The organism is Mesobacillus jeotgali (assembly GCF_900166585.1).
In the GTDB taxonomy this organism is placed as follows: domain Bacteria; phylum Bacillota; class Bacilli; order Bacillales; family Cytobacillaceae; genus Mesobacillus; species Mesobacillus jeotgali_A.
Map to the genome: position 1 here is coordinate 1525530 of NZ_FVZC01000009.1, position 16764 is coordinate 1542293.

The window sequence follows — 16764 nt, forward strand, 5'->3', positions numbered from 1 at the left end:
GCCAACGGGGTTTTTTAATTTGTTATTTTTCTGAATTCCAGTCCTTTTTCTTTCATCAAATGTTTCAGTGCAGATTGGAAAGTTGAAAAAGTTTGTGCTTCCAACTTAATTCCATCCAGTACCATTCTTTTCACCAATTCAGGATTAAGGCCCACAAACAGAGTCCTTACTCCCATTAGAGATAAAGATGAACACAACTCCTGCAACTCTCTTCCAATCTCTACAAGACATAAGTCTTCTACTCTTTCTCCACTAATATCCGTCATATCTATAATTGCTGTTTCAATGTCTTTATTATGGATAAAGTTCAGAAGCTTGACACGTATTTTATCAAACCTCTCAGCACGAATTAAACCTGTAATTGGCACCAGAATGGTTTGTGGTACGATAGAAGGTATGATTGGAGCAGACATTTCAGAAATGACCGTTTCATATTCACGAATTTTTTCCTCAAGCTCTTTTAGCCTATTCGTTTCCAAAATTGGACATAACCTCCCAATGATGCAATGTTATCTCTGCTTTACTATCATACCTTTCCACCTTTATTTTGTATAGCCAAAATAACTGCTTCCTTCAAAGAAGCAGTCCAGGTCAACATTGTTTAATTAATTACATTTATTAATTCCATGATGTCTTCATAAATCTGTTCCTGAAATTCGTCATCACAGCATCTTTTATAATCGTCAATCAAACGGCCAAGTTCTTTTAAGAATATTAATTTCTCTTCTTCGTTTATCATGGCAAAATTCTCCTTAATAGGACAAAAGTCATGTTTGTGGATTAACTTAACATAAATATTTCCCACTGGCAACGGAAACTTCTTTAATTACGTTATTATATTTTGTAAAACTGGAGAAACTATACCTAATAACGAATTAGAAATTCTAAGGAGAAGAAATGATACATAATATTTTCAGGCTGATGATGGTACTGATTTCCTGGGCTACCTTGCTGCTTTATCCTAAAAAAGCATTTAAACATTTTTTGCCTGTTTCATTATTTGTTACAGGCTTGGTATTCATTCTTTTAATTTTATCGAAACCTTATAAACTATGGAGGGTTTCAGGAGGATTGGGTTCCAAAATCATAAATGACCTGAGTTTCACACTCGGCCCATTCCTCACGGCAAATCTATGGGTTTTCCGGCTGGCCTACGGCAGCATCTGGCAGTACTTAGGAATCAATCTCGTGATTGATTACCTTTTAGCGTTCCCACTAAGTCATCTTTTTAAGAAAATGAACATATACCAATTAGACAGATTGAAACCTGTTTATTTTTTCAGTGTGATTTATTCCTTTTCTATACTTGCATATGGATTTCAATACTTTATTAAAGGAGAAAGACGTTAAGAAAATAAGAACCTTCCATCAAAATGACTGGAAGGTTCTTTTTAGTCCTCTGCTGTCACATTTTCCATTACCAGCTTGACCCCCTTAGCATTTTCGACATAAGCAATTACAGGTTCGATCTCATTCCTGAGTTTCGGACTCAAAGGTAACTCAATCTCTTCTTTACCATATGTGAAAATCACTTTCTCCGGTGTTAATGTTCCGCCATCGTTTTTATTGATTTGTTTCATGGCCGTAATGTCATTCCATGAATACACACTTTTGTCCAGCTTCCAAAGCTCGTCATAATGCAGTCCACTTTCATCCATATAATAATAATTATCAAGACTCAACCAGCTCCCAGAAATCATGAGAACCAATGTAATCAAGGAAGCAATTGAGACATTGGCATTTCTTTTCCTCGATTCATTTGTCTTAAACAGATAGGTCGCAATTATAATGAGAAATACAGGAATGATCAGAAACATAGCAACCATTGTGATATAGGATGACATTGGGCTGTCGAAAAACCAATGCGTCTTATTCAGATAAAAGGATTGGTGTACGAATGAGACGATGAATATCCCCATTGGTACGGCAGCAAAGAATAAAATAACAGCAGCAGTAATCAATAGACTCCCTGCACGATCGGCATTATGTGCGCTCAATTTGATTTACCCCTTTTTCAATTTCTATATTTCTATAATATAGATTCCACATTAGTAAAAATTTTCCTTACATGAATGCAAATTTTTTCTCTTTTTCGACCAAAAAAAATAAACTTCGGCAAAAAAACGAAAAATAAAACATAAATAAATGCGAAAGAAGGAATCGTAAATAGAAAAGTGGAGGGAAAGAATATGCCAGATCAGAAAAAAAATTCTTGACAAGCCCATTCTTTGTTGATGAACCGGGAAATTGGCACATGAAGGAAGGCGCGCCCAAAGAACTGAAAGAAGAATTTGAAGCATACATGAAAATGGTTGAAAATGATGATACCCTTCCAGGGTCGATTGTAGGGGTGAGAATTTCCTATCCTTTCGATTCTTAAAAAAACAAGCCGGGTTCTCTTCCGGCTCGTTTCGTTTTATTTCCTTAAATTTTCCTGGTCCTTTAACCTTTGTTGCTGGTCGGGAACCCTTCCCTGGTCCTTGAATTCATCAATCTTTTTGTCTTCTCCTAGTTTTTCACGTTCATATTCAACCAGGCTTTGCTGATTTTTTTTTGAATTCTCCATGGTAGCTTTCCCTCCTTGCATTAGTATTTAGGCTATTCCCTTTTAAAATCAGCGGCAAACCCAGGCTGAATCAAGGCATATAATGGTCAATATTATTTTTCCTTAAACTTATAATGACTTTTAGTCCTTGCTTCCTTTAGCCTATCAAAGAATTTTATTTGCACGTCAGGCAGTCCAACATGTTTACATAAACCATTATGATGGTAATAACAATAGCACGGAAGTATTGCAGCAATATGCAAAACAATTAGGAAAGGAAAATATTATATGAGAGAAATTACAGTAACTGTAGATTTAAAAGGAAAGAATTATTTAACGAATGTCATTGCGGATCGCGAAACCACTGAAGAAGAAATCTTGGAGATGGCAAGAAAGCAAGTTCAAGAACAGTGGCTATATTAATATAAAAAAATATTTTTAAAAATAGTGTTAGTTTAGATAAGCAGCATTAATTATACACAAGTAAAAAGGATGTTCAGTATACTGACTGAACATCCTTTTTACTTGTGGTTATTTCCCATATATGATAATAAAAATGACATTACAATGGATATGTACAAAGAAGAATACAGTTATGAAAAAATACACATAAATTAACGTGGATGAAAAGCAAAGATTGGAAAGTTACTCTTCATACAGTTCGATGGGCAATCCATCAGGATCAGCAAAGAATGTAAATTGTTTATTGGTCAAAGGGTCGAGCCTGACTTTCTCCACATCCACTCCCTGAGTTTCCAGATAGTTCATAAATGCAGAAAGGTCCTGCACTGTAAAAGCCAGATGCCTAAGGCCTGCTGCTTCTGGATAACTTGGCCGTTCGGGAACATGTGGAAAGGAGAATAATTCAATCTGGCAATGGGAGCCGACTCTTAAATCCAATTTATATGACTGACGTTCTTCTCGATATACTTCAGACATAACTTGAAAAACAAGAATTTTCGTATAGAACTCTTTAGACTTTTCGAAGTTAGTACAGATTATGGCGACATGATGTATTTTCTCTAGCTTCATGAAAAAAACCTTCTATCTGGCCCATTTGGTGATAGTAATTTTAGTGCCGGTTCCGGGCATTGAATCAATATCAAAACTGTCCATTAACCTTTTAACTCCCGGAAGGCCTGCTCCCAGCCCACCTGAAGTCGAAAAGCCATCCTGCAAAACCATCCTTATATCGTTTATACCAGGTCCTTCATCTGTAGCAGAGATTTGGATTCCTTTTCTTCCATTATCATGTATGACCTGTATCGTTATTTGGCCGCTGCCGGCATAAAGATAAATATTTCTGGCAAGCTCAGAAATCGCAGTCGTTATTCTTGCCTGATCAACACCGCCAAATTGAAGTTCTTTCGATACTTCTCTCCCCTTTTGCCGTGCAAGCACTATATCAAATTCATTATTTATATTTATTACAAACGATTCTGTCATATGGCTAAACCTCTAACAATTGGCTTAATATCGAAATTCCTTGTTCAAGATCCAGAGCAGTATGGACATTTTCCAGGGTGATCCCTAATTCAATCAGCGTAATAGCGACTGCTGGCTGTATTCCTGTAAGGACGGATTTAGTACCCATCAAGCTTGTCATAACGATAACATCGCCCAATACCTTTGCAATGAAAGAATCAATCATATCAACAGAAGTAAGATCGATTACAACACCTTTTGCTCCTGTATCTTTAATTTTATTCAGCAAGTCTTCTTGAAATGTCAAAACTGTTTGGTCATCTAGCTCTACTTGTATTGATACCAACAGATAGTCTTTTAATTTTAATATCGGAATCCTCACTTTAATTATGCCTCCAAATCATTTAACTCTCCAGATTTCATTTACACCATTTAAAATAAGATTTTAATTGGATTATACGCTATATAAGAAGTGCTTTACAAATCAAAAGCTGTCTTTGGCTTTTAATTGTCCTTAAACTACTTTTAAGAAAAAAAATTAAAAAAACCTCCAATAAGGAGGTTTCATTGTTTAAGGACTTGGGTATTGATTAAAAAGTTGTTTTTGCACCAAGATAACGCGGTTTCCAGTAGGAGTTATTCATATCGCTGACCTCTACTCCTCTGGATGATCCTGCATGGATGAACTTACCATCACCAAGATAAATACCAGCATGAGAAGGACCAGGTTTATATGTTTCAAAAAATACAAGGTCTCCGGCGCGTGGTGATGAAACAGGTTTTGTGGCATCCCATATTGATACTACTGTCCTAGGTATGGATATACCTACCTTCTTATAGACGTAGTTCAAAAAGCCAGAACAGTCAAAACCAGATGGTGTGCTTCCTGCCCAAACATATGGAACTCCAATGTATTTTTTAGCTTCGGCAATCAGTGAATTAACTTGTGAAGCAGAACTATATGTTGCGACTGCTTGCGTCGTTACTGTTGAAACATTAGTTGCTATAGGAGTTGTAACCGACCCAGATAGCTTTAATACCTGTCCAGGAAATATAAGATCCGATTTAAGATTATTAATGGACATCAATTGTGATAGCGATAAATTATGGCGAGCAGCAATCGTTGATAAATTGTCACCGCTACGGACTGTGTACGTGTTGGATGTACTTACAGGAGCAGCTGATACTCCAGATTGAGCAGATCCAGAAACCTTCAATTTCTGACCTGGATAAATCAAATCGGATGTCAGCCCGTTCAGAGATTTTAGTCCACTAATAGAAATTCCGTATGATTTTGATATTCCCCATAGAGTATCGCCTGATTTAACAATATAGCTAGCGTCTGCAGTGCTGTCAGCAGCAGTATTTGAATGACTATGAGGAGCCAATACTGATAGTTTTTGATTTACATATATAGTAGTCCCAGAAAGGCTATTCCATTTTTGAATATCATTTATCGCAACATTATATGTGTTAGAAAGCTTCCATAAAGAATCACCAGATTGAACTGTGTGTAATTTTTCATGCGCACTTGCAGATCCATTGAACGATGTAAGTAAAAATCCGGCTGTTGCAGCCACCGTCAAAATTTGTTTTTTCATGTTGAGCAACTCCCTTTGATTTCGATTACAAATTAATAGTAGAGTTTCCCAAACAAGTTTTGAATCTATAAATTTTGGTTCACAAGGAATTGTTTTCCTTTGGAAAATTTCCTATTAAATTTCCATTAAGTCTACTAAACCTTTTATTTACAGGGTTAGCAACCTGTATTTTCCTATAATAACATTACCTTGTAATATTATTGAAATATAAGCTTAATCTCGCTGTAATTTTATGTTATATGAAATGGTTCCTATTTAAGTATTTGCACAAGGGAACAAAGAACTACTGTGATGACAATTCGATGAATCTTTAAGAATTCAAAATCACTGCTTCGAGTAAAAATATTTGCATTGTCGTGTATATTACTGACGTTTATTACTCTTACGCAAACCATACACACAAAGAAACCCACTGTTGCTCACAGTGGGTTTCTATTTTTTCTAGAGATTTTGCTTAATTAACCGATCTGTCATTTGATTAACCTGCTGGCTATCTCCTTCTTGCTTAACAGCGGAAGCAATCTGATTAATTATCTGGCTGCTTTCCGGGCTCGTAGAGCTTGTCGAATGATATCCAGTGGAATGGTTTGCTGTTTTCCCCTCCATCATGCCCGAAGTGACTTCTTCCGCAAATTCAGTTAACCCCGAAGATATTGGTCGATTTAGCATATTTCCAGAATTGGAATTTTGGAAAAGCTGCCTCATTCCATCTCCCATTCGATTCCGAAATGCAAATGCAGCAGCGGCACTTGCTACCATACCCAATATCGAATAAGTCATGGAGCGAGATTTTTTGCGTTTGTATCCGAACATATTCATTAAATTTTGAGGTATATTCGACTTCATTAACGCAGACATCCACGCAGATCTATTCATCGGCAGCACCCCTTTTTAAATTAGAGAAGATTAACTCCTCCACCCTTTAGTATTCGGTTGCAGACATGAAATATACCGGTAAAAGATAACTGTGACATCTGCTATTCGTTCAGGAAAGGCTTAATTTTATCGATTGCCTGCTGTAATTTTTTTGCATTTTTCTTATACATTTGTTTTACTTGGATTGAGTCTGTTCCATAAGCAAATAATTCTAAATCAGCCTGGCATTTGTTCATTAATGCCAGCAATAACTTCCTGGGCTGCGGAGAGGGAAGCTTAAACTGGTCATCATAAGTATCAATCGTAAGTTTCCCATAGGAATCCACCTGTCCCAAAAATACATTATCTAAGGTAACACCTAAGTTTTCTAATTCGATATCAAGCCAGCCTTTATTCTTCCCTGCAGAAGTTAAAGAGTCGGCAAGAACATGCCCATCCATAATTATAGTATATGGTTCTTTTTCTGGAGCCACTGGCAAATTTAAATCCTTTGCAGTTAAAGGCTGTAATTCTTTTTTTAGCAACACACTTAAGTCGCCTTTAGGTTCGAGGACGGCGAATTCAACGTCAGCTGTCTTAAAAACATTTTTCTGACGTAATAAAGAGTTCAATTCATCAATGGTATATTTTTCTTTCTTTAGATTCTCTTCAAGTATTTTTCCGTCTTTAATTAAAACTGTGGACTTTCCTTCAAATAAATCCCGGAAGGTTTTGCTTTTGATACCAAGCAAATCATGCAAATATGTAAACCCCCCGAATACCATAATAGCCAAAACACCATGAAACATATTGCCCTCCAGCCCCATGATGACTTCCCCGGCAATACTGCCAATCGTTATGCCTGATACATATTCAAAAAAGGACAATTCAGAGAGCTGTTTTTTTCCTCCTATCTTGGTGATCGTGTATAAAGTAATTGCAAATAAAATAGATGAGATAATAATATGCATATAATCATTCATTGCTTCACCCTCTAGTTTTTATATTGAGGTTCTTCTATTTCCAACTGGATTTTTCTTTTTTCTAAATCTGTTTTGATTTCTGAAATAACAAGCATAGTTTCATGGAACGATTTACTTGCTTCAGGAACATTTGAATTTAATGCCAATGCTGACAATTGGGCTTCAATTCCTTTTATGGTTGATAATACTTGATTTACATCGGCTCCTACTGTCATGATTCTCCCCCTCTCAATATAGAAGAGGGCGGGTTCCCCCTGCCCTCCCTGATTTACTGCTTATACTGTGGTTCTTCTTGCTCTATTTCCTGCAGGCGAGGCTGCAGACTATCAATTATAGCTTGTGTCTGCTGGGCTGCAGTCTGGTATATCTGTTTTGCTTGCTGATTTTCAGTACCGAGTGCAAAGGTCTCCAGGCTAGCCTGGGCGCTTTTCAAACCTGCCAGTGTTTGTTTTACTTGTGCTCCGACAGTCATCTAATCCCCTGCTTTCTGAAATAAATAGGTACTGCTTTAGTATTGCTTTCTTAAGATGAAATATTCTTTAATTGATTCTGGAAGCCTTATCTGAACAAAAAAGCCTCGAGGCCATAGGTTTATGGCGCTCAAGGCTTATTTATTTTAATCTTCATTCACATAGATTCTTGCATAATACAGTACATATCCATCTTCCCACTTGGCCCTTATTTCCATGGCATAATCCCCTGAAGAAACATTGGATTGTTCAATGTCCAAAGGCAGACCTTCCAAACCTGGATATGCAAGACTTCCCGTTTCCATATCCCATAAATAACATGTAACAGAATCAGGGGATTTCTCAAACAGAAGTTCAATGCGGCCACTTGTATTGACCTCCATGGGAGAATCTTCTCTCACCAATAAAGCTGGTTCGGTATTTGCATCTGCCACTGCAGTCCTTCCCCATTTTCGGAAGGAATAGGTTACTGCTTTTATTTTCACAGCATGTTTGTCTACGATTACTTCCAAATCTGGAGGTGCTGGCTTATAGCTTTTATATGTACTCCATCCCATGAATATAGCCAATAAAATTAAAGCTGAAATTCCCCAAAGAAATGTTTTCAACCATATCCCCCATTTCAAGAACCACCTGTTCCTTCCCATCCATTAGACGGTGCTATAGAGAAAGAGGTTTCAAATTTTCAATTTTTTCAACTAAACAAGGGGTCTTTTAAATCTCCATTGGAATTTTACCGTCTTTGATTATTTTTTAGCTGTAACACCCTGGACATAAGGTGTAACATTCATTACATTCAACCTTTTCAGCCTAATTTATAATAAATCAATAAATGATGAAAGGTTGGTGATGAAAAGTGCATGGATATGAACGTCCTCATCCCAATGGCAGCCATCCTGGTATAATTGATTTTAATGAAAATCCCTATATAGTAATTTGGGAAGTGACTAGGGCTTGTCAGTTAAAATGTGTGCACTGCAGGGCTGATGCTCAAAATAACCCTGACCCTATGGAGTTGACCACGGAAGAAGGATACAACCTAATAGACCAAATTTACGATATGGGGAACCCTATGCTTGTTTTTACCGGGGGAGACTGCATGATGAGGGATGATCTTTTCGAACTTGCTGAATATGCGACAAATAAGGGGTTGAGAGTTTCAATAACACCTAGCGCTACAGATAATGTCACAAAAGCAAAGATGAGAAGAGCCAAGGATGTTGGACTTTCAAGATGGGCTTTTAGCCTGGATGGTCCCACTCCTGAAGTACATGATCATTTTCGCGGTACACCTGGTTCATTCAATCTTACTATTGAAAAAGTCAGATACCTTAATCAACTAAAGATGCCATTACAGCTTAATACTGTAATATCACGATATAATTATGACTATCTTGAACAAATGGCCGAATTGATGAAAGAATTGAAGGTAGTTATGTGGTACATCTTCCTTTTGGTACCAACAGGTCGAGGCCAGCTTGATGCCTGTTTGTCTCCAGCAGAACACGAAAAAGTGTTTCGCTGGCTATATGAATTAAGCAAGTCTGCTCCATATGATATTAAAACAACAGCAGCACAGCATTACCGGCGAGTCGTTTATCAACAAAAGGCCCGGGATAATGCCGTTTCAAATGATGTTATCCGATATGAGGATACCTTAACAAAAGATATGGCGTCTGTAATCGATGGCCTGAAGCGCGCACCAAAAGGAGTGAATGATGGCAACGGATTCGTTTTTATTTCCCACACAGGAGATGTGATGCCTTCTGGATTACTGCCCCTAATTGGAGGGAATGTGCGTGACAGGCCATTGGCAGAAATTTACCGCAACTCTCCAATTTTTAAAGATTTGCGTAATCCCGACCAATACAAGGGTAAATGCGGAGTTTGTGAGTTCCGGTATGTTTGTGGAGGTTCCCGTTCAAGAACCTATGCTGTCACAGGAGACTATATGAGCAGTGAGCCATTCTGTGTCTATGTTCCTGAAGCAATGCGACGGAAAGAAAGCTTAATTCTTAGAACTTGGGCCAGTGATTATTAAAACCGACCAATTTTGACACTTTTATGACTTCATTTATTCTGTGACATAAAGCACGGAAAAAAACACCATCCACGTTTTACAATAAAACTAACGAAAGGATGGTGCAAAAATGACAATCAAAATTGATCAAGACGCATACAAATGGTTTGAAAAAGAATTCGATACACCAAAACCGTTTCACATCCGACTTTATCCTCAATATGCCGGGTTTGGCGACAAGAATAAGGGCTACAGCCTTGCGTTCTCGCTGGAAGTACCAGCACTTGCAGCCCAACAGCAGGAAATTGATGGAATCACTTTTTATGTAGAATCAAATGACACCTGGTTCTTTAATCAAACAGATGTAGAAATCAAGTATAGTAATTCTGCAGGTGAAATCTTCACAAGTTATAAAGAACATCATTAAATTGCTCTCTTTTTTAAATGATGCAATACCAAGTTCTATTAGGGAGCTCCTGGAAATCACCAGGAGCTCTTTTTACATCTCTTTTGGAGCTTTGATCCCTAACAGTCTAAGTCCCTCTTCAAGAACTATGGAAACTGCATGCACCATTGCCAAGCGTGCATTTTTTTCTTCGTTCTCCTCAAGAATTCGTACCTCTCCGTAGTATTTATTAAACGCCTGGGCAAGGTCGAGTACATATTTTGCAATCTGGGACGGGTCATTTTTATCTAACGCCTTCTGTACGATATCAGGGAAGGTTATGAGTTCTGATATTACGGGCCATTCTGCAGAACCTTTCATTGTAATTTTCAAATCCTGTACTGGACTTGCCGACTTCCTTAAAATCGCATGTGCCCGGGCATTGGTATATTGAACATATGGCCCTGTTTCCCCTTCAACTTTTAACATCTCCTCCAGGGAAAATTCAATATCATTCATTCTGAAATTCTTTAGATCGTGGAATATGATAGCGCCAGTCCCCACCACTTTCGCTGCTTCTTTTTTCCGCATCAAAAGTGGATTTTTCTCTTCGATATTCTTCTGTGCCAGATCAATTGAATCCTTGAGAACGTGTTCTAGTAAAACAACTTTTCCTTTACGTGTGGACATTTTCTTCCCTTCCTTTAACATCATGCCAAAAGGAATATGAACAATACCAGCAGCCCATTCAAAATCCATCTTTGCAAGGACTGCTTTTAGCTGTTTAAAATGAAGGCTTTGTTCATTGCCAACCACATAAATGGACTTCGAAAAAGCATACTGATCATATCGATACTTTGCAGCTGCTAAGTCACGTGTTGCATACAAAGTGGCTCCATCTGATTTTTTGATCAGACATGGAGGCAGAGCCACATCGTCCAAATTGACAACCATCGCACCATCAGATTCTTCTAGCAGTCTTTTGTCCGTAAGCAATTCAATCATGGGTTCCATTTTATCGTTGTAAAATGCTTCTCCTGCATACGAATCAAACTCACTTCCAAGCAGATCATAGACCTTTTTAAATTCCTTCAAAGATTCCTCTTTGAACCATTTCCACAATTTAAGTGCCTCAGCATCCCCATTTTCCAGACGTCTGAACCAATCCCGCCCTACTTGTTCAAGCTGCGGATTACTTTCAGCAGCTTCATGAAACTTTACATATAAAGCTAGCAGCTCTTTTATCGGGTCTTCTTTCACGCTATCCTCTTCGCCCCATAATTTATAAGCCGTGATCAATTTGCCAAATTGAGTCCCCCAGTCTCCCAGATGGTTAATTTTCACCGTTTTGAACCCACACTTTTCATAAATTAGTGAAAGGGAGTTACCAATAACAGTCGAACGTAAATGTCCCATAGAAAAAGGCTTGGCAATATTGGGAGACGACAAATCGATTGTGACAATCTGTCCAGTGCCTTTATCAAGGTCTCCGAATCGATTTTTCTTTTCCCGAATTTCACGAAGGGTTTCCACAGCGACTATGGATTTATTTAAAAATGCATTCACATACCCGCCGACTGCTTCGAATCCCTCGAAGGTAAAGTTGTTTTTGGCTTGTAAATGTTGACTTATGCCTGTTGCAATCTCTGATGGTGATTTCCTCATTATTTTTGCAAGCTGAAAACAAGGAAAGGCAAAATCTCCTTGATTCAAAAATTTTGGTTTTTCGATCAAACGATCGATATCTTCCACCGTAATGACTCCATTAAGTTCTGCCGCCAATAATTCACAAAACAATTCAGCATAATTCATTATAAACCCTCCTAAAAAAATAAAAAAACCCTCGCCTCTGAAAAGAGACGAGAGTTCATTCCCGCGGTACCACTCTAATTGTTCCTAAAAAAGAACCTGCTTACATTGATAACGGAATCCATCCGGCCAAAACCCTACTTCTCTTTCAGGAAGGCATCTCAAAAGTGCGCTTCATTATCCACGTTGCACCAGGCTTCCACCGTCCCTGGCTCGCTTATGCAAAAATTGAATAACTACTCTCTTTATCATCGATTAGATATTTTTACCATTATAAACATCCACCATGGCTTTTGGCAATCAGTTTTTTGTTATTAATGCCGTATCGAATTCCTGGATTGAACGATTAAAATCATCAACGGTTTCTATATAGCTTCCACCGGTATAATCGCCAATTACCATCCTCCAAAAGCTCCTTGCTGGTTCGTTTTTCGCTACCTGTGTAATACTCCATTTTCCCGGGAACTTATTAAATAGTTCACATGCCGCAATTTTCCCAAACCCTCTTCTATAAAATTTCCTCATGATAAAGAACTCTAGGATTACGTTTGGATCTCCGGTTTCAACCATTGCGAAACCAGCGTATTCACCATTATACATGATAAAGAAAGCGTGCATATCGCTTTCAGTCCAGTATGGTTTTAAATCAAACGGTGCATAACTACCGTTCTCTTCAAGCTTTATTTCCTGAAACACCGTGAATTCATAAATATAAAATTGAAGCAAATTATGGAGGATGTTTTCATCCTCCTGCTTCACACGTACTAAATCAATCACATGGATTCCCCTTTGTAAAACAAGAATGTTCCATGAATGAATTCGTTTTAGTAAGCGAAAAACCCTTCTTAATCGATAATCTTTTAAAAACTTTATTGCTCTCTGTTGGGATATGAAAATTCATAGGTAAGTTCATTTCCATCTACAGTAAGCTCAACAATCTCCAATCCATCAACTGACTCAAATTTGTAAAAGGACTTGCCATTCTTGATTTCCTTCCAACCGCCTTTTGATAGGATCTGCTTTAGATAATCGTTCATATCAATACCTGATTCCCAGTTGTATATTTCTTTATTCCCTGCAATTTTCACCGGCCGTAACCCTACTGGATATGGAAGGCTCCCGTATCCATGCATCACATACAATGGTTTTTCATGACGGTATGGAACAGGGTTGTTAAAGTTCAGTGACCCGATAATCTGGAAAATCTCAGCATATTCAAGTTTTGGGTAATCGAAACTGAAGTGAAATGTTTTTTTGCCCGCTTCAACAAAGAAATGATAACGGAGGCTTGTTTCCATCATTTTTACATGTTCGATATATAATGATGTGGAATACGGAAAATTCTCCAGTTCCTTTTCAACATTCATCGCTCTTGTATTAATGATTTCTTGCTTTTTGCGATCGCTCACATACTGTGCAAAACCGACCTTTTCAATTTGTCCTTTCTTGTAAAACTCATATATATTCTGTTTTTTTTCACTATATACACTATCTAAATCCCAACTCAGACTGAACTCCTCAGCAGCCTGTAAATGACCGGGTCTTTCATCACTTCGGTCATACTTTTGCACCTGAAACAATAAGCCGGCAGACAGAAGCAGAAAAAGTGAGGTTAATACTAAATTTTTCAATTCGAATATCAAATGCCTTTTTTTTTGCACTGGCAGATTACGAATGGAATACCTCAAATTCTTCCTTATCCTATCCCTGGCTCCTTCACTTGGAGTCATCTTTTTTAGCAAATCCCATTGCTCATCAGAAAGTTTGCTCATAATGTCCCCCTCCTTCTGCTATATCCTTTCTCCTTAGTGCTGCCAATCCCCTGGATAGTGTTTTCCTTATTTTCGATTCGGACCACCCAAGGATTTCGGCAATTTCTTTAGTGGAACATCCTTCGATTTTTTTCAGTGTAATCACCAGTCGGTAGTCAGGTTTAAGCTGCTGGATTGCTTTCAGGCTTCTTTCCACCGTATCCCGGTGTTCAATATATTGTTCGATGTTTATCGATGAGGCGATGTCATGTCCTTCCGAAAAGAGAGAGAATATTCTCCTTCTTTTTCTCCTGCGGATTTCATCCACAACCAGATGCTTAGCGATGCTGAAAAGCCAGGTTTTAATGTTCGCTCTTTCTTCAAAATTCACAAAGGATGTATAGGCTCTAAGGAACGTATCATGAACCAAATCTTCACAGTATTGCCGGTCACCCAGCATAAAAAAGATAAAACGATAAATATCTTTATAGTACAATTCATACCATTCCATCACCTGTTGTTCTTTTAGGTTATCGTTTATTTTACACACCTCATTTCCCTAATCTATAACAATAGGTCGAATCAGAAGGAAAAATGTGACACTTTTTTATTCTTTTTCATTATAAAATAAAATTGACCCTTATCATTTAAGATAAGGGTCAATTTTTTAGTACTCTTCAATTTCCCATGTATGTGTGAAATGAATGCAATCTTTTAGTGTTTGTGCAACCGGACATCCTCTCTCAAAAACATTCAATGCCCTTTCTGCAGCATCCTTTTTCCCGGCTGGTATCTTTAGCTCATAATGACAGCTGATTTTCGTTATTTTTAATACTCCTTCAGGTGCTTCAATTGTGCCCTGCACCTGTGCCTGTACTTTATCGGGAGAAGTCGGTATTTTACGCGCCTCCAGCGCGCCAGATAGGGTACCGACCAGTCAGCCTCCTGCAGCTGCAACGATATGGTCCAGTGTAGAGGGGTATTCTACTGTGGGATTGACGCCATAGAATTGTTTTACTCCGCCATGGACACCAAATAAAAGGGGCTCATTAAATCCATCAATGTATGCTTCCCTGATTTTGTTGGGAGTATCTTTTTGAATAACCGTTATTTTGGTTAAGGCTATTGGTTCTGACAATTAAACGATACCTCCTTTGATTTCTAATACAAACATAATAGAAATCCTTTCATTTTTCAAATAAAGCCTATCAATCAAAGAAAAAATAGGCTGCCTGGATTTTCCTTTCTATGATACAAGCTGATGCTTGTCTGATATTTTTACATATGATGTTCTTGTAAGGTTCGGATCTTACCTATCTTCTTGAAAGGAAGGGGGTGGGAAAATGTTAATCACTGCGATTGTTGTTCTATTGTTGGCACTCGCTTTGGTCGTTGCGATTTTATTGGGCCAGGATGATTTAGCAGATGTCCTTTATAATTGCATCGGCGAAGTAATTGCTGTCGACAACGGTGCTGCTTAATCTCACCTTTAGAAATAACCCCTGAACCTTCTCTCAGCCCCCTGGCTTTACCGGTATCGCCAGGGGGACATAATAAAGTAGAAAGGATTGATATAATGGAGGAATATGATATCAAACCGTATTTAGAGCGTTTGAAAAGAGATCCCACATTGACCGATGTACTTAATATTACCCAGGCCATTCTTAAGAAATTCCCTGAAGAAACAACCGAAGATGAAACAGGCACTGCTAAAACAGCGGAAAATCCTCAAATGAATCAGGATGCCATTAATTCCTTGCTAACAACAGCAAAGAGTATAGTTAATCCCACTACCTTATCCATTCTCTCCAAATCAATGAATCAGCCAAAAAAGAACATTGACAATTCAGAGGTTACAAATCTCAAGGTTACAGTTGAAAAACTAACCTCAAGTATGGATGAACTAAAAGAAACATTGAAGTCGATCCAATCCCAGTTGGAAGAAAAAAACAATCGATTGTCTGCTCTTGAAACTGAAGTAAACTCCCTTAAACGCCGCCGAAGACGGTAAAGATAACAGAGTTCTTCACTCCATTCTTATATGAAGAACTCTATTTTCTTTGTTAGCATTTAGGGTTCTTCAAACTATTTCCTCAAGAGGATTTGCTCGGTTTATAGAAAATTTTAATTTATAAGAATGGGTGGTTTCGATTTGGATACTAACACATTGACAATCAATAAAAAAAGCTGGGACCAAGTGGCTCAGAACTTCTTCGGAAGAACTGCTTTGCCTGAGTATGGGCCTTTTGCTCCTAAAGAAGATGAGATGAATTTATTAGTAATGTAAGCCAAAAGAATGTACTGGATATCGGTTGCTGCAGTGGACATTCACTTAAATACATGCATGGAAGAAATGCCGCAGAGCTATGGGGCCTTGATCTTTCCAGCTCACAGATTGAGTCAGCGAAGCAATTACTGCGAGATACAAAGGTTAAATTGTTTCAATCCCCAATGGAGTCTAACCCAGGAATTCCACCATCCTATTTTGATATTATCTATTCTATTTTTGCTCTTGGATGGACAACCAATCTAGAAAAGACACATACGAACATTCATTATTATTGAAGCCAGGCGGCATTTTCATTTTCAGCTGGGAGCATCCTCTGTTTAGCCGAGTACATATTTCAGAGAATGGACTATTATTCAATAAACCTTATCATGAAGAAGGAGCCTATGACCATGAGGCTTGGAAACTTCCAGTAATCATGCAGCAGCTTAAAATTAGCACCTATGTAAATACACTTGTTGAAACTGGTTTTAAAATCGAAAGAATAATAGAGGAAATCAGAGTTTCTGAAGATTTATTGATAAGAGATGCGAACAGGTGGTATAACTGGGACAAAGTCAAGGCAGTTCCTACGACTATCATTTTTAAATGTGAGAAACGATAGAATACAGGCCAATAAGAAAAGGACTTAAT

At 38.0% G+C, this 16764-nt stretch carries 29 protein-coding genes and 1 other annotated feature; of the genes, 10 read left to right on the top strand and 19 right to left on the bottom strand.

The annotated features are described in order from the left end of the window. Positions 1–14 precede the first annotated feature (14 nt). Both B5X77_RS17700 and B5X77_RS23440 read right to left on the bottom strand, forming a co-directional pair. Entirely contained in the window at positions 15–479 is a 465-nt protein-coding gene (locus tag B5X77_RS17700; RefSeq protein ID WP_176167362.1) for an STAS domain-containing protein, read from the bottom strand. A 122-nt stretch (positions 480–601) separates the two neighbouring features. Beyond that, positions 602–739: a hypothetical protein gene (locus tag B5X77_RS23440; RefSeq protein ID WP_176167363.1), complete on the bottom strand. Its 138-nt coding sequence runs from the start codon at positions 737–739 to the stop codon at positions 602–604. A 158-nt stretch (positions 740–897) separates the two neighbouring features. On the opposite strand from B5X77_RS23440, the gene B5X77_RS17705 reads away from it, so the two are divergent. Continuing rightward, a complete protein-coding gene (locus B5X77_RS17705) occupies positions 898–1350 on the top strand; it encodes a hypothetical protein (protein ID WP_079509259.1) in 453 nt (150 codons plus the stop codon). Between the two features lie 41 nt (positions 1351–1391). Here B5X77_RS17705 and B5X77_RS17710 read toward each other — a convergent pair whose 3' ends face one another. After that, entirely contained in the window at positions 1392–1997 is a 606-nt protein-coding gene (locus B5X77_RS17710) for a hypothetical protein (RefSeq protein WP_079509260.1), read from the bottom strand. Between the two features lie 257 nt (positions 1998–2254). Here B5X77_RS17710 and B5X77_RS23835 point away from each other — a divergent pair, with 257 nt between their 5' ends. Continuing rightward, positions 2255–2380 carry a hypothetical protein gene (locus B5X77_RS23835; protein WP_257391847.1) on the top strand — a complete coding sequence of 42 codons (126 nt, stop codon included), beginning with the start codon at positions 2255–2257 and terminating at the stop codon, positions 2378–2380. A gap of 36 nt (positions 2381–2416) precedes the next feature. Here the strand turns inward: B5X77_RS23835 and B5X77_RS23445 are convergent, their stop codons facing one another. Further along, positions 2417–2566 (bottom strand): hypothetical protein, encoded by a 150-nt coding sequence (locus tag B5X77_RS23445; RefSeq protein ID WP_176167364.1) that lies wholly within the window; start codon positions 2564–2566, stop codon positions 2417–2419. Positions 2567–2833: 267 nt separating this feature from the next. On the opposite strand from B5X77_RS23445, the gene B5X77_RS17715 reads away from it, so the two are divergent. Further along, positions 2834–2968 carry a BA3454 family stress response protein gene (locus tag B5X77_RS17715; protein WP_079509261.1) on the top strand — a complete coding sequence of 45 codons (135 nt, stop codon included), beginning with the start codon at positions 2834–2836 and terminating at the stop codon, positions 2966–2968. A 222-nt stretch (positions 2969–3190) separates the two neighbouring features. On the opposite strand, the gene gloA2 is transcribed toward B5X77_RS17715, so the two are convergent. The 9 genes from gloA2 to B5X77_RS17760 form a co-directional block, all read right to left on the bottom strand. Then, positions 3191–3577: an SMU1112c/YaeR family gloxylase I-like metalloprotein gene (gene gloA2 / locus B5X77_RS17720; protein ID WP_079509262.1), complete on the bottom strand. Its 387-nt coding sequence runs from the start codon at positions 3575–3577 to the stop codon at positions 3191–3193. Between the two features lie 12 nt (positions 3578–3589). After that, a complete protein-coding gene (locus tag B5X77_RS17725; RefSeq protein ID WP_079509263.1) occupies positions 3590–3991 on the bottom strand; it encodes an anti-sigma regulatory factor in 402 nt (133 codons plus the stop codon). A gap of 4 nt (positions 3992–3995) precedes the next feature. Continuing rightward, positions 3996–4352 carry an STAS domain-containing protein gene (locus B5X77_RS17730; protein WP_079509264.1) on the bottom strand — a complete coding sequence of 119 codons (357 nt, stop codon included), beginning with the start codon at positions 4350–4352 and terminating at the stop codon, positions 3996–3998. A gap of 208 nt (positions 4353–4560) precedes the next feature. Further along, positions 4561–5571 carry a C40 family peptidase gene (locus B5X77_RS17735; RefSeq protein ID WP_079509265.1) on the bottom strand — a complete coding sequence of 337 codons (1011 nt, stop codon included), beginning with the start codon at positions 5569–5571 and terminating at the stop codon, positions 4561–4563. A gap of 441 nt (positions 5572–6012) precedes the next feature. Continuing rightward, entirely contained in the window at positions 6013–6447 is a 435-nt protein-coding gene (locus B5X77_RS17740) for a hypothetical protein (RefSeq protein ID WP_079509266.1), read from the bottom strand. A gap of 101 nt (positions 6448–6548) precedes the next feature. Further along, on the bottom strand, positions 6549–7409 hold the full coding sequence (locus tag B5X77_RS17745; RefSeq protein ID WP_079509267.1) for a DUF421 domain-containing protein: 861 nt from the start codon (positions 7407–7409) through the stop codon (positions 6549–6551). Positions 7410–7420: 11 nt separating this feature from the next. Continuing rightward, on the bottom strand, positions 7421–7624 hold the full coding sequence (locus B5X77_RS17750) for a DUF1657 domain-containing protein (protein ID WP_079509268.1): 204 nt from the start codon (positions 7622–7624) through the stop codon (positions 7421–7423). Positions 7625–7677: 53 nt separating this feature from the next. Then, a complete protein-coding gene (locus B5X77_RS17755; protein WP_079509269.1) occupies positions 7678–7881 on the bottom strand; it encodes a DUF1657 domain-containing protein in 204 nt (67 codons plus the stop codon). Between the two features lie 144 nt (positions 7882–8025). After that, the gene (locus B5X77_RS17760; protein WP_079509270.1) at positions 8026–8487 is read right to left on the bottom strand and encodes a hypothetical protein; all 462 of its coding nucleotides are present in this window, start codon (positions 8485–8487) and stop codon (positions 8026–8028) included. Positions 8488–8735: 248 nt separating this feature from the next. Between B5X77_RS17760 and B5X77_RS17765 the strand changes: the two genes are divergently transcribed. Both B5X77_RS17765 and B5X77_RS17770 read left to right on the top strand, forming a co-directional pair. Beyond that, positions 8736–9920, top strand: coding sequence for a TIGR04053 family radical SAM/SPASM domain-containing protein (locus B5X77_RS17765; RefSeq protein ID WP_373887820.1), 1185 nt, complete (start codon positions 8736–8738; stop codon positions 9918–9920). Positions 9921–10029: 109 nt separating this feature from the next. Next, on the top strand, positions 10030–10326 hold the full coding sequence (locus tag B5X77_RS17770; protein ID WP_079509271.1) for a HesB/YadR/YfhF family protein: 297 nt from the start codon (positions 10030–10032) through the stop codon (positions 10324–10326). A gap of 72 nt (positions 10327–10398) precedes the next feature. Here the strand turns inward: B5X77_RS17770 and argS are convergent, their stop codons facing one another. From argS to B5X77_RS17800, 6 genes are all read right to left on the bottom strand, one after another. Beyond that, on the bottom strand, positions 10399–12096 hold the full coding sequence (gene argS, locus B5X77_RS17775; protein ID WP_079509272.1) for an arginine--tRNA ligase: 1698 nt from the start codon (positions 12094–12096) through the stop codon (positions 10399–10401). 40 nt (positions 12097–12136) lie between these two features. After that, positions 12137–12354, bottom strand: a binding site (T-box leader). A 39-nt stretch (positions 12355–12393) separates the two neighbouring features. After that, the gene (locus tag B5X77_RS17780) at positions 12394–12870 is read right to left on the bottom strand and encodes a GNAT family N-acetyltransferase (protein ID WP_079509273.1); all 477 of its coding nucleotides are present in this window, start codon (positions 12868–12870) and stop codon (positions 12394–12396) included. A gap of 92 nt (positions 12871–12962) precedes the next feature. Further along, positions 12963–13865, bottom strand: coding sequence for a hypothetical protein (locus B5X77_RS17785; RefSeq protein WP_079509274.1), 903 nt, complete (start codon positions 13863–13865; stop codon positions 12963–12965). Further along, positions 13849–14394, bottom strand: coding sequence for an RNA polymerase sigma factor (locus tag B5X77_RS17790; RefSeq protein ID WP_257391848.1), 546 nt, complete (start codon positions 14392–14394; stop codon positions 13849–13851). The genes B5X77_RS17785 and B5X77_RS17790 overlap by 17 nt, the downstream gene beginning before the upstream one ends. A 117-nt stretch (positions 14395–14511) precedes the next feature. Beyond that, entirely contained in the window at positions 14512–14781 is a 270-nt protein-coding gene (locus B5X77_RS24035; RefSeq protein ID WP_079509275.1) for an OsmC family protein, read from the bottom strand. After that, positions 14782–14982, bottom strand: coding sequence for a hypothetical protein (locus B5X77_RS17800; RefSeq protein ID WP_079509276.1), 201 nt, complete (start codon positions 14980–14982; stop codon positions 14782–14784). It lies immediately after the preceding gene. A gap of 205 nt (positions 14983–15187) precedes the next feature. On the opposite strand from B5X77_RS17800, the gene B5X77_RS23450 reads away from it, so the two are divergent. The 5 genes from B5X77_RS23450 to B5X77_RS23850 all read left to right on the top strand — a co-directional run bounded on the left by B5X77_RS23450 (position 15188) and on the right by B5X77_RS23850 (position 16735). Next, positions 15188–15325, top strand: coding sequence for a hypothetical protein (locus tag B5X77_RS23450; RefSeq protein ID WP_176167365.1), 138 nt, complete (start codon positions 15188–15190; stop codon positions 15323–15325). A gap of 95 nt (positions 15326–15420) precedes the next feature. Beyond that, entirely contained in the window at positions 15421–15855 is a 435-nt protein-coding gene (locus tag B5X77_RS17805; protein WP_079509277.1) for a hypothetical protein, read from the top strand. Between the two features lie 141 nt (positions 15856–15996). Continuing rightward, complete coding sequence (locus B5X77_RS23840; RefSeq protein ID WP_257391849.1) at positions 15997–16131, top strand: hypothetical protein; 135 nt, start codon at positions 15997–15999, stop codon at positions 16129–16131. 53 nt (positions 16132–16184) lie between these two features. After that, positions 16185–16409 carry a class I SAM-dependent methyltransferase gene (locus tag B5X77_RS23845; RefSeq protein WP_257391850.1) on the top strand — a complete coding sequence of 75 codons (225 nt, stop codon included), beginning with the start codon at positions 16185–16187 and terminating at the stop codon, positions 16407–16409. Next, a complete protein-coding gene (locus B5X77_RS23850) occupies positions 16361–16735 on the top strand; it encodes a hypothetical protein (RefSeq protein WP_257391910.1) in 375 nt (124 codons plus the stop codon). The genes B5X77_RS23845 and B5X77_RS23850 overlap by 49 nt, the downstream gene beginning before the upstream one ends. Positions 16736–16764 lie beyond the last annotated feature (29 nt).